Origin of the sequence: Paenibacillus sp. FSL P4-0081 (assembly GCF_000758565.1) — a bacterium.
GTDB lineage: Bacteria > Bacillota > Bacilli > Paenibacillales > Paenibacillaceae > Paenibacillus_AQ > Paenibacillus_AQ phytohabitans.
Window position 1 is genome coordinate 5,047,165 of record NZ_CP009280.1, and the last position, 12,919, is coordinate 5,060,083.

11 protein-coding genes are annotated in these 12,919 nt (G+C 50.9%); 3 read left to right on the top strand and 8 right to left on the bottom strand.

Going from position 1 to position 12,919, the window contains the following annotated elements:
* Positions 1-363: 363 nt before the first annotated feature.
* Positions 364-1,494, bottom strand: a complete 1,131-nt coding sequence (locus P40081_RS21640) for an SGNH/GDSL hydrolase family protein (protein WP_042138352.1) — start codon at positions 1,492-1,494, stop codon at positions 364-366.
* Positions 1,491-1,745: a hypothetical protein gene (locus P40081_RS21645; protein WP_039293813.1), complete on the bottom strand. Its 255-nt coding sequence runs from the start codon at positions 1,743-1,745 to the stop codon at positions 1,491-1,493. Before P40081_RS21645 ends, P40081_RS21640 begins: the two co-directional genes overlap by 4 nt.
* A gap of 181 nt (positions 1,746-1,926) precedes the next feature.
* Here P40081_RS21645 and P40081_RS21650 point away from each other — a divergent pair, with 181 nt between their 5' ends.
* On the top strand, positions 1,927-3,798 hold the full coding sequence (locus P40081_RS21650) for an LTA synthase family protein (RefSeq protein WP_042138355.1): 1,872 nt from the start codon (positions 1,927-1,929) through the stop codon (positions 3,796-3,798).
* A 75-nt stretch (positions 3,799-3,873) separates the two neighbouring features.
* On the opposite strand, the gene P40081_RS36535 is transcribed toward P40081_RS21650, so the two are convergent.
* Both P40081_RS36535 and P40081_RS21660 read right to left on the bottom strand, forming a co-directional pair.
* Positions 3,874-4,749 (bottom strand): alpha/beta fold hydrolase, encoded by an 876-nt coding sequence (locus P40081_RS36535; protein WP_052421929.1) that lies wholly within the window; start codon positions 4,747-4,749, stop codon positions 3,874-3,876.
* Between the two features lie 119 nt (positions 4,750-4,868).
* Complete coding sequence (locus P40081_RS21660) at positions 4,869-5,243, bottom strand: MerR family transcriptional regulator (protein WP_042138356.1); 375 nt, start codon at positions 5,241-5,243, stop codon at positions 4,869-4,871.
* Between the two features lie 172 nt (positions 5,244-5,415).
* Here P40081_RS21660 and P40081_RS21665 point away from each other — a divergent pair, with 172 nt between their 5' ends.
* Entirely contained in the window at positions 5,416-6,357 is a 942-nt protein-coding gene (locus P40081_RS21665) for an SDR family oxidoreductase (protein WP_042138357.1), read from the top strand.
* A gap of 65 nt (positions 6,358-6,422) precedes the next feature.
* A complete protein-coding gene (locus P40081_RS21670; RefSeq protein ID WP_042138359.1) occupies positions 6,423-7,220 on the top strand; it encodes a lipase family protein in 798 nt (265 codons plus the stop codon).
* A gap of 29 nt (positions 7,221-7,249) precedes the next feature.
* Here the strand turns inward: P40081_RS21670 and P40081_RS21675 are convergent, their stop codons facing one another.
* The 4 genes from P40081_RS21675 to P40081_RS21690 form a co-directional block, all read right to left on the bottom strand.
* Positions 7,250-8,521, bottom strand: coding sequence for an ABC transporter substrate-binding protein (locus tag P40081_RS21675; protein ID WP_042138363.1), 1,272 nt, complete (start codon positions 8,519-8,521; stop codon positions 7,250-7,252).
* Between the two features lie 78 nt (positions 8,522-8,599).
* On the bottom strand, positions 8,600-10,201 hold the full coding sequence (locus P40081_RS21680; RefSeq protein ID WP_042138365.1) for a response regulator: 1,602 nt from the start codon (positions 10,199-10,201) through the stop codon (positions 8,600-8,602).
* A 1-nt stretch (position 10,202) separates the two neighbouring features.
* Positions 10,203-12,002: a cache domain-containing sensor histidine kinase gene (locus P40081_RS36540; protein WP_197074254.1), complete on the bottom strand. Its 1,800-nt coding sequence runs from the start codon at positions 12,000-12,002 to the stop codon at positions 10,203-10,205.
* A gap of 92 nt (positions 12,003-12,094) precedes the next feature.
* Entirely contained in the window at positions 12,095-12,907 is an 813-nt protein-coding gene (locus P40081_RS21690; protein ID WP_042138366.1) for a carbohydrate ABC transporter permease, read from the bottom strand.
* Positions 12,908-12,919: the final 12 nt, after the last annotated feature.

Sequence of the window (12,919 nt, forward strand, 5' to 3'; positions counted from 1 at the left end):
ATACATTCGATCAGTCTCTCTCGTTCTCTAAAGTCCATAATCAAGACATACGAATCAACAGATTGCATCCAGGGCCGGCGGCTCAGATACGCTTCTAAAAACTAGCGTGCCCAAATTCAGTTTTTGGGTATACCAGTCGCCGAATAACAACCTGACTTTCGCTTCTAAACATGGGATCATTTGACCTAACACAAAATCAAATTCATCCTTCAGACGGAGAAGGCTCTGCTCCAAATTCCACTGAAACTTATCCCCAACAGACGAATATAATAATTACAGGTACGCCCTACACAGCAAAAAACGCCCATCCGCTGATGAGCGTCACGCAACCCTTTTGAACATGGAATTAGTCTATCGACGTTCCTATAATCCTGATAACACTCCCTTAATATAGCCGCTTAACTCCTTCGCAGTCTGCTGATGGGCCAGTAACCCCGGATGGGTTCTTGCTCCCGCCGTTTCGTCCGTCATATCCGGCAATTGAAACACTGACACTTTCTTATCGCCAGTGGACTGGATATAAGCATCCACAGCACGATAAATCGCCGGCATCAGCGGAATGCCCAGCATGCCATACGCCCAGAGAATATGGGCAGTGTTGTTATACCGTCTCAGCTTGCCCAGGAATTTCACCACTGCCGTCTCAAACGCTGACAGATCGTCTTCATGATAACTGCCGTCTTCCTTCAGCCGCTGCTTATATCTCTGCCCGGTACCTTCATCCACCCATTCCGGGGAATGAAATGCACCGTTATCATTGGTGCCAAGATTAACGACCACGACATCCGGCTGCCAGGATTCGAAATCATTCACCTTATGCGCTCCGAGCGCTTCATTACGCTCTCCGGTGAGCAGGCCGCAGACCTGTTCGTAGATATCTGGAATATTACCATTTGGATTGTTATCCCAGCTGGTGAGCACGCCCCAGCCGCTCTGCGAAATCACCCGGTAGTCTGCATTTACGGCTTCTGCGGTCAGGGCCGTGTAATTATGTACACCGCTGAACCAGGCCGGTATCCAGTCCAGCTCCTCCCGGGCTCCGATAACGCCTTCACCTGAAGTGATGCTGTCGCCGATGAACTCAAGCCGGTAGGGCTTCGCTTCAACCGGCAGGAACGCTCCGTCTGTCCGGACCGCATGGAACTGCAGATAGCAGCCCGGGTCGCCGCTCATGGCCTGGACCTCTTTTACAATCCGGATATTCTTCACGGTGTCAGGGTTCATTCCGCGGAATACACAGATCCAGTACCTTCCGGCATTCAGCATCTGTCTGCTGACCGGAACGGAGTTAATCAAGATACTGATCCAGGATTCGTATTGGTCATAACCGGATTCCACCTCAATCCATAGCCCGGAAGCCTGGACATTCAGCTCGATGGCACTGCCCGTCCAGAATAACGTAACCGGGTCCAAGCCGCCGGTCGTTCTGCCATGAATCTTCAAATGCTCGATCTCTGCCAGCCGCTGTACCTGTAAATGGGCATTCCCGCTCATTCTGATCCCTCCCGCCCTGTGGCAATCGTGAAGCTGCGGACCTTCATCCATTTACCGCCGACCCACTCGTCGATGGTTCCCTTCTTCGTCCGGACACAGAATTTATGCGCCGTCCCGCGGTCAAAGCCCGTTGCTTCATACAGCAGATCGTCGCCTTGCTGCCCTTTGAAGTACACCTGCTTCAGTCCGAGTCTGTTCAATAATTCCAGCTTCACACTTTCGGTATATTGCCGTGAGAATTCTTTTGACATCTATGTTCCTCCTGCGCTAATTAAGTTCTTTAGTGTTTTTTCGGATCGCTTATATGAGGATAACGTAAAAGCTGCGGATTTACATCTTTATTTTAAATCCCGCTGCCTTAAATCTAGTTGATTTTGAACTCTCCCATGTAATAAAATGAAAAGATTAAATAGAAAAGGATGCGCATACGCAATGCCGTTTAAGGAATCACGCTCGCTCAGTAAAAGATCGATTCTATTCTTCTCCCTAATTATGCTAGTTAAAAGCTATTTCGCCTGGTATTACCTGTTCGAGGACGGTCCAACCTGGACCACATGGCTGAAAGAGATTCCTTTTGTGCTGCTGCTGTTCTGCCTCATCGAATGGTTCGCCACGAAGCGGAAAATTGCCATCTATATGCTCGTCAATCTGCTTATTACCGTTTTATTCTTCTCTCTGATTGTCTATCATAATCATTTTGGCATTATTGCTACTTCTCAGGTCTTCGGCCAGGTCAAGCAGGTGGGAGCCGTCAAGAAAAGTATATTCGCCGTCGTTCACCCTCAATATATGCTTATATTCGTAGACATTATTATTATCAGCCTGGTTATGCTCAGACGCAAGAAGGCGCTGGCTTGGAAGCACTCGATGTCCCGCCCCAGTAACCGCAAGGCGGTCGCTGCCCTGTTCTGTGTCTCACTCGTCATGTGTATGATGAATATTTTTCCGAATAAGGCCAGTATGAACGAGAATGTCAAAGCCGAACAAATGGGGATCCTCAATTATGAAGCTTATGCCCTGCTGGGTGAGCCGGAGGAAGAGCCGATTAATCAAGCGGAAATCTCACAGGCAGGCATTGATAAGACCAAAGGCATTCAGACCCTAGCCAATCCGGTCATGTACGGGGCCGCCAAGGGTAAGAATCTGATCATCCTGCAAATGGAGTCTTTCCAGAACTTCCTGATCAATCTGTCGGTTGACGGAACAGAAATTACACCTAACCTGAATAAGCTTGCCGCCGAGAGTTATTACTTCCCCCGGTTCTTTCAGCAGGTGGGTCAAGGTAACACATCGGATGCCGAGTTTATCGTAAATACTTCCTTCTATGTTCCGCCGGATGGTCCGGCTACAGAAATGTATGCACCGAAAGATCTGCCCAGCTTGCCGAAGCTGCTGCAGGCCCAAGGTTACGATACCGCAACCTTCCATACGAATGAAGTCGATTTCTGGAACCGCGGCGAGCTGTACGATGCGCTTGGCTTTAACCGTTATTATGACAAAGCCTACTTCGGTGAAGAGGATACTGTCTTCTATGGTTCATCGGATGAGGTCCTGTACAACAAAACATCGGCAGAGCTGGCCCGGATGGACCAGAACGAACAGCCCTTCTATTCACATGTGATCTCGATGTCATCGCATAACCCGTTCACCATTCCAGAGAGCAAATACAAGATGACCTTGCCGGAACGTTATGAAGGTACACTCGTTGGAAACTATATCCGGGCCGAGAACTATGCGGATTACGCACTGGGTCAATTTATGGATGAACTCAAAAGCAGCGGGGTATGGGATAACAGTGTGGTTGTGCTTTATGGCGATCACCGGGGACTTCCTATTTTCTCGCTCAAGGATGATGATAAGGTCTTAATGGAGGAAATTCTGGGGCATGAATATAATGAACGCGATCTGATTAATATCCCGCTCATCATATCAGCTACCGGCATTACGTCTCCAAGTGTGAAGGAGCAGCTAGGCGGACAGGTTGACATTCTTCCTACCGTAGCGAATCTGCTCGGTGTGCCGCTGGACTATCATATTCATTTTGGACAGGATTTATTGAATCAGACCCATTATAACCTGCTGCCGCAGCGCTATTATCTGCCTACGGGCTCCTTCGTTAATAACGAAGAGCTCTTCTTATCCGGCAGCGGGTTCGAAGACGGACAGCATTATACGTTATCCGGTGACGGGGCGGAGCTCCTGCAATCGACAGAGGATGAGTTCACCCGCGCACTTGAGCTTCTGCGGATGTCGGACAGTTATGTTACACAGCTGCCGGACAGGATAGTAGTTGAGGAAGAATAGGTCAGAACCAGAATAGGCAAGAATATTAGAGCCCGGCCCAGGAGAATCCTCCAGGACCGGGCTCTTTATCTGTGATCACAGCTGCTTGTTCAGGAAGTCCTTCACAGCCTGGCCTGCCGGAAGCGGCAGCTGCATCCAGACATAAGCATGGAGAGAGTCAGGAATCCGCGTAATTTCATAGCTGTCCAGCAGCCCTGCGAAGGCCTCCAGACTGCGGCGGATGGACTCGTCAGCCCACTCTTCTTCGCTGGGGAGGAATAGTACCGGACACTCTATTTTCTGATAATACTGCTCAAATGACAGATCCCAGAACTTCACGATATATTCGGTCCTTACACGGTTCAGATAACAGTAGGTGTACTTGCCGTCCGGCAGCTGCTGCAGACTATGCTCATAGAAGGCCGAGAAATATTCATTCCACAGCCCCTCCGCTGTCAGCTCCGCCCGTTGTTCGGCAACATACTCCTCTATACTGCTAAAGATTCGTTCTTCCCGTTCACCCAATTCTGCACGCAGCTGTTCTTTTCTCTGCACAATTTCTTCTGCTGTACCTTGGAATATTCCGTATTTGCCGAATTCATTATTAAGTGCGCCTTCGCAGACCAGGGATAACACTTTCTCCGGATGCGCCGCCGCCAGACTCAGGCCAACCTCTGCTCCCATCGAGCTGCCGACGATATGGCACTTGTCTACCTGCAAATGCTGCAGCAGCCGATACATATCCTCTGCCATCTCATCGATATGATAGCCGGTTTCCGGTTTGTCCGATTGACCATGTCCCCGGATATCGGGAGCAATGATGCTGTAGTCCTGTGCAAACTGCGGGAGAACCCCCTCCCACATGTTGAGGTTCCCGCCGCTGAAATGAAGAAACAGAATAGCAGGCTTGACGTTTAATGAATGCCTCACGTTTATCGCTAACTGCCCCAATGAAATACGTTCCTCGATCAAAATTCAAACCTCCATGTTATGTATGATCGAACTGTTAGCGGCTGAATCTTCTTATGTTCATCTTATTTATGTATTTTTTTGGTTATAACCACTTAGAGATGACTCTAACTAGTAAGCGGTTAAAGCTCACGAAGCAGGTCCATATTATTGGTTTCGTATAAGGCAACCTTCAAATCAATAATGTTCAGATTTTTCTTCAATTCATCCATCTGCCGCACCACTTCCTTACGGTGCTCGATCATAATGCTGCGCCGTGTTTCCTTGGTCGAATCACCTTCCATAATCAATTCGATATATTTTTTGATATCTTTAATCGGCATTCCGGTGTTTTTCAGGCAGCAAATCACTTTGACTAGTGATAAATCACCATCAGAGAAAATGCGGTTTCCCGCTCCATTGCGTCCCACAAAGGGCAATAATCCCTCCTTATCGTAAAAGCGGAGTGTATGCGCCGTCACCTCGCAAATCGCAGCTACTTCATTGATACTGTACATCCTCTTTCACCTCGAAATGGTATTTTAAAGACTGCTTGACTTCGATAAGCCTCTAAGTATTAGCATTAAGTATATCGAACGGCTGGTCAACTTACAATTCAGGCGCCGGAGGTTAAGTATTTCGGTATGGGCCATAGATACAGTCAAACAGGGCAAAGGAGAGAAAGAAAAGATGGACAAATTCCCTATATGGACAGCTTCAAATATTCCTTCACAGCGGGGCCGCTCAGCCATCGTTACCGGTACAGGAGGCATCGGCTACGAAACGGCGCTGGAGCTGGCGAAACATGGAGCAGAAGTCATACTCGCGGGCCGCAATGCCTCAAAGGGAGCAGAGTCGGTGAAAAAAATCCGCAGCAGTGTTACCTCTGCTAATATCCGTTTTGAAGAGCTGGATCTTGCCAGCCTAGAGTCGGTACAGGCATTCGGCGCAAGGATGAATAAGGAGCGGCACAGTCTTGATCTGCTGATCAATAATGCAGGGGTAATGACACCGCCTACCCGCAAAGTCACGAAAGATGGCTTTGAGCTTCAATTCGGTACGAATTACCTTGGACATTTCGCGTTGACTGCGCATCTGATGCCTTTACTGCGCAAAGGAAATAAACCGCGTTTGGTAAGCCTGGGCAGTGTTGCCCACCGGAGCGGCTCAATACATTTTGACGACCTGCAATTTGAACGCCGTTATCATGCCATGGAATCTTATGCGCAATCGAAAATTGCCATGATCATGTTCGCACTAGAACTGCAGCGGCGCAGTGACGCATCGGGCTGGGGCCTATTGAGCCTTCCGGTTCATCCGGGCGTTTCACGCACGGACCTGCTTCTTAATGGGGCCGGGCCGAACAGCACAGCGGGGATTCTACGCAGGTTCCTGGGGCCGATCTTGTTCCAGCCGGCCGCGCAAGGCGCGCTTCCGACTCTGTTCGCCGCGACATCGCCGGACGCGAAGTCCGGAACTTATTACGGACCCGGCAGACTCTCAGAAACGAGAGGCTTGCCAAAGCCCGGCAAGATCGCTCCGCAGGGGCTGGATGCCGCTGTGGCAGCCAGACTGTGGGAAGTATCCAAACAATTGGCACAAGTGGATTTCGACGCAATCGCAAATTCATAAAGGTTCCATAGGCACCAATCCTGCCTGCTGATCATACACAGATAGAAAGAAGGGCGGGATGCGGGATGGGTAACATGCGGAATGAACAGGACTGGGCCATCTTTCTGGCTGCCGTCTGCGGGCAGACCTATGTACAATTTGAACATGCGGACGGTTCGTTCGTGGTTCCGGCGGACTTCTCGGTCGTGCATAATTTCCGGGCGAAATCCATGGGCGGTATCTCCGAGCCGTTTGGTTTCATTCTGGAATCACCACAGGAGATCATTATTGCCTGGCGCGGAAGCAGCTCAACCACCAATTGGCTCTCCAACATGAATGCTGCGCAAAAAAAGTTCAAATATATCAAGGAAGATTGCCTGACGCACAGAGGCTTCACAGACATTTATTCGTCAGCAAGAGAGGAAATCCTCTCCATACTCAGCACCTTGTCACCGGAGAAAACGCTATACGTTACAGGCCACAGCCTCGGCGGGGCACTAGCAACCTTATGTGCTATAGATCTTGCCGCTAATTCAGCCTACAGGTCTCCCCGCCTGTATACGTACGGATCTCCGCGTGCGGGTGATCCTGCATTTGCCAAAGCATTCAGCAGCTATGTCCGCAGCAGCTTCCGTTATGCCAATCTCTTTGATGTCGCCACCTACGTTCCGCCTACCATCTACAAGCTGCCCCGGCATGAGAAAAAATATTATTACACCCATGTGCAGACGCTGTACTCATTATCCTTCCAGAACGGGACGGTTGAGCTCAATCATGTGCTTAGAAGCTACTTCGCAGTACTGTCGAAGCAACGGCCAGAATTCACAGCAATGTTATGTTCCACGAATCCCGGCTTCTGTCCGGTGCTTGAATTGATTACCTGATCACCGGGGGAGCCCCTGCATATTGTTAATTAATTCGCCAAAATTTGATTCAGGCTCTTCTCCAGCACTTTCAATCCTGCTTCCGGCTGAATCCGGTTACGGATAATATTCTGCAGCTCCTCCGACATTGCAGTGAATAGTGCCGCATATTTATCGGTTTGCGGGGCGAACTTCACCTGATCCCTCGACTGGATAAACAGCTCGCGGTAAGGCAGCTCCCGGTAAGCCCGGCTCTCTGCGATATCAAGATTGGCCGGGACATGACCCGCCTCCCCCCAGATATGTCCGCCCACCTCTGAGAAATACTTCATGAAGTCCATCGCGCCCTCCTGCTCCTCCAAGCTTACGTAAGCCGGAATTACAAGCGTATGTGAGCTTCCCCAGTGGGCGGCGCTGCCGAAGATCGGCGGGAGAGGCATAATACCGATTTCGGTATCCTCATTGCCCAGATGATGCCCCGCTTCCCATACTCCGCCGAACCACAGTCCAGCCTGGCCGTTATAGAAGGAGTCCCAAGGTGTATTATCATTCAGATCACTTAATCCCTCTTCGAACAGCTGCTGGTAGAAGGTCAGGACTTTCACCGACTTCTCATTATCGACCGCTGCATGCTTCATATCGGGACTGAACAGCTCTCCGCCTCCCTCATAATACAGATCCAGGAACGATTCCTGAAAATAAGGGGTGTTGACCGCCATCGGCTGTACCCCCGGAACCCGCTCAGCGATCTGCCGCAGCATACGGATGAACCCTGCGGGAGAATTCTCTTCGAGCTTCGGTGTTCCATCTGGAGTAAGCAATCCGGCCTTGGCCAATATTTCCTTGTTGTAATAGAGCATGTGAAAATGGGTATCGAGCGGGACTGCATAATATTGTCCGCTGTAGCTGATGCTCTGCAGGTTCTGTTCACCGATTTGACTCCACTGGAATCCGTCCTGCTCAGCCAGAGCATTCAGCGGAACAATTTGTCCCGCTTTAATGAACGGCGACAACCGGTCCGCATGGACAACGGCTACATCAGGCCCTTTGCCGAAGGACAGAGCAGTGCTCAGCCTGGCGTAATATTCGTTAGATTCAAGTCTGAGCTGCTTCACAAACACTTCACTCTGGGAAGCATTATAATCTTTGATAATTCTCTCTACGAATTCGCCTTCGCCGCCTCCGAACGGATTCCAGAAGGATACCTCGACAGGCACTGTACTCTCCTGGGGACTCTGATTCCCGGAAGAGAGCTCTGCACAGCCCGGCAGCAGGAACAGATACAGCAGCAGAACGGGCAGCATACGGCCCATGGTTTTCATCTCACTCCCCCTTTCCGGAACAGGTTCACTCCAGTCATATTTTGTAAGCGTTTGCACATAATTCCACCCTCACAGCCCTCATTGTCCGCTCTTACGAACCAGCCCGCGATATTCCGAAGGAGACACGCCAGTGATTTTCTTGAACACCTTGGAGAAATATTTCGGGTCCTGAATCCCGACCAGGGTACCGACATCTCCAGCCTTCAGTTCTCCGGTTAGCAGGGTCTTGGCCTTCTCAATTCTGATCCGGGTCAGATACTCCAGGAAGCTCTCGCCTACTTCCTTTCTGAACAGGTTGGCGAAATAATTCTTGCTTAAATGTACAAGCCGGCTAATCGACTGCAGTGTGATTTCCTGATCATAGTACTGCTGAATATACTGGGTTGCCTTGATAATGCTGTTCCGGTCGCTGTTATACATCTCTATCATATGCTCTACCAGCGCTTCGAAGGCCTGCATGAACCATAGCCGGCTCTGTTCAAGCGTTTCCAGCATCGACAGCTCGTCGAAGTACTGCTTCTTGAGCTCCAGAACCTGTTCAGCATCCCTGGATACATCGGGCCACAAGGTTGTTAGGATCATCAGCAGCTCAAGTGAGATAATCTGCACGAGATCCGCATCCCGGCGTACAGCCAGCTGCCCGAACAGCTGATTCAGATACTCCTCCAGCTCTCTGGACTGGAAGGCGTACACCATAGACTGGATCTGGCGGCTGCTGATCTGAAGTGCCTCAAGCGGAGGTACTTGCGCCTTCAATTCTTCGCTGCCGTGAACCAGAACACGACCGCTCCCCATAAACAGCTTCTGCCTGGCAGCTTCCACGGCCTGGACATAAGCATTCTTCAGCTCTGCCCACTGCCCGTTCACTCCGCTTAGACCAATCGTTGCAGTCCAGCCGTATTGGGCCGATAAGCTGCCGATAAGCTCTTCACTACAGCTGTGCACGAAGTCTAACCAGGCTAATCCTGCGGGCTCTGCGTTTACGTCTGTGGTCACTACAATATTAAGCTCCCCCTGTCTATCCGGGAACATCTCATAGCCGAGGGTTCGCTCATCCCAAATCTGCTCCAGCAGCCTGCGGATCACGCTCTGTCCTTGCCCATACCCCGGCTCAGCACTGCTGCCCAGGCTAATATGCAGCAAATACAGCGGCCGTGAATCCGCAAGTCCCGCCTGTGCGAGTCTACTTCTGTCTATCTGCCCCTGAGCCGCCCCCCGCTCCATGAGCTCCAGCAGGAAATTCTCCTTATGCACCGGCTCCGGGGGAGCAGCCTGGGAAGAGACGGGCATATTCTTCTGCACCGCCTCCAGGCTTTCCTTCAATTTAAGCAGCACCAGCTCAAAGTCACGCGGCATCATATCCGATTTGATCATATACTCGGATACACTATGTCTGATCGCCTCCTTGGCATACTGGAAATCTTCGAGGTTGCTGAGGATAATAATCCTGATATCCGGTGAGAGCTTCCGTACCTCGGCAATGAGCTCGATGCCGTCCATCACGGGCATTTTGATATCGGTAATCAGGATATCAGGCAGCCCGGATTCCATCACCTCCAATGCCTCCCTGCCGTTCGACGCTTCGCCTATGACCTCCATCCCGATGGACTCCCAATTAATCATCGACCGGATTCCATATCTTACGATAAATTCATCTTCTACGATAATGACCCGGTGCATCTCAGCGGTTCCCCCTTATATCCTCTGTCATGAGTGGCAGCTTGATTCGTATGGACGTTCCTGTACCCGGCTCACTGTGAATCTCGATGCCGTACATTTTCCCGCAAATCAGCTTAATCCGTTCATCCACATTGGCCAGTCCAATGCCTCCCGGCTTCTCCTCTTCCGCCGCTTGCCCGGCCAGCAGACTGCGCGCAAGCGCCGGGTCTATCCCCTTCCCGTTGTCCGCCACTTCGAACCATACCAGATTGCCCGGCGCTTTGCTGCACGATATGCGGATGCAGCCGCCGGACTCCATATCTCCAAAAGCATGGATAATCGCGTTCTCCACAATCGGCTGCAGAATCAGCTTGGGCGTCCGCAGGTGACGGACTTCATCGTCCATCTCAACAACGGTCTCAATATTGAAGTTGAAACGGAACTTCTGAATGCCCAGATAACACTGCACATGCTCGATTTCCTCCTCCACCGTAACGGTCTCTTCCCCTTTGCCCAGACTGATCCGCAGCAGCCGCGACAATAAGCTGACCATCTCTGCCGCGTTGTTGGCTTTCTGAATCAAGGCCGTCCATTTAATAATATCCAGGGTGTTGTAGAGAAAATGCGGGTTAATCTGCGCCTGCAGCGCCTTGAGCTCTGCCATCCGTTTCTGATCCTGCTCCAGATATACCGCTTTCAAAAGCTCGTCGATCCGCACAACCATGTAGTTGAAATTATCGCCGAGAATATCGATTTCGTCATGCCGGCTTTTGGCTTTGTAGCGGACGCTGAGCTCGCCGGACATCACCTGCCGCATCAGACGGATCATCTTCAGAATCGGATTCGTAATAGAATTCGCCAGCACCAGTGCAGCAATGACCGAGAAGACAATGCAGAGCAGCCCGACGAAGATGAAAATCTGCAGCAGACGGTTCGAATCCTGGTACAGCGCCGCCTTGGAAATGACATTCACCACCACCCAGTCATTGGTGTGCAGCTTCTTGGCATTCACAATCAGGCTATCGCCCTTGTACGTGAGCGGAAATCTCGTCTCCTCCGGGCCGGAGCCTATGAGCTTCTCGTAACCCGCCTCACCCAGCACCTCAGTCACACTTCTGCCGATTAGTTCACTGTCCGGATACGACACCAGCATGCCGCGGCCGTCCATCACGAAGCTTTGCAGATCCCGGTTGTTGCTCACCGCCTTCGAGACCAGCTCCTTAATGACATCCTCCCGGATATCCAGAACTGCCACAATCCCCAGCGGACTGTCATCGGATATTTTGTACAACTGCTTGGCTACCGAGAAGACGTGGGTGCTCTGCGAATTCAGACTGTCTACATAGGTCCCGTAGCGGGTCGGATACCAGCGGAAGTTGCTGCCGCCCTCAAGCGTCTGCAGGAACGGCTCTACCTCGGCGGGCGTGCGCTTGTTCCAGCGGTAGATTCCTTTGATATAGTGCTTATCCGACACAAAAGAAATCGACTGCACATCCTGATTGATCGCCACAATCGTGGACAGCTTCGTCGTTAGCGACAGACTATCCACATCATAGCTGGCCGTGTCTGTCCGATCAAGGGTCCGCAGCATGCCCACGATCTCGTTATTGTTCAGCACCTGCATCATCATGTCCTTGTACACACCCAGCCGCGTATCCAGATTATCAGCGGTCTGGTACAGCAGATGCTCGGAATATTCGGTTACTTTGTGGTTAATCGTTGATTTGGAGATCGAAAATGAAATAATCCCCATGACCACCAGCGGTGTCAAGGAGAAGAGAACAAGAAGCAGCATCCACTTATAGCGCATGCTGCTCTTCATAATTTTGATCCAGGATATCAGGCGGAGCCGCATGGGCCTGGCAGAACTCTCAGGAGATGTAAGCATGCCCACTATCCTTTCGCGTATAAGAATTAACCTTTGACACCGGACATCGCCACACCCTGGACAATATGCCGCTGAAGAAGAATGAACACCAGAATCGTCGGTATCGCCGCAATGGCACTTGCCGTCATAATCAGATTGAGCGACATGTTATTATTCGACAAAAAGGTGGGCAGCCCTGCCGAAAGAATCATATTCTCTTCTGAGGTAATCGCCAGATAAGGCCACAGGAAGTTATTCCAGGAGAGGATAAAGAAGAAGATCCCTACAGAGACCATGGCTGAGCGCGTAAGCGGCAGACAGATACTCCACCATAACCGGAAGCTGCGGCTGCCGTCAATCTGCGCGGCTTCAATATAATCCCTGGGTACCCCGTCCATGAATTGCTTCAGCAGCAGAATGCCGATCGGGTTGGTCAGCCCGGGCAGGATAATCGCCCAGATGTTATCAATCAGCTGCAGATGCAGCGCAGTTTCATAGAGCGGAATCAGTATAGCTTCTGTCGGAATCAGCAGACCTGAAACGATCAGCACATAGAATATCCCCCGCGTCCGGAAAGGCAGCTTGGAGAAGGAGAATGCCGCCAGCGAGCTGAGCAGAATGGATATGACGGTGGTGAGGACACCAATGACCAGACTGTTCCAGGTCCAGTGCAGAATTTGCGAATCCCGGATGACTTTGACATAGTTATCGGTATTCAGATCGGACCAATTCACCCAATCGGCCAGCGTATATACGTTCACACCGTCAGGCTTCAGGGAGGTGAGGAACATCCAGATCAGCGGAAAAACAAACAGCAGCGCAAGCAGAACAGCAGCAATATTTAAAGCAAGCTTCTTCATGAACGTCTCCCT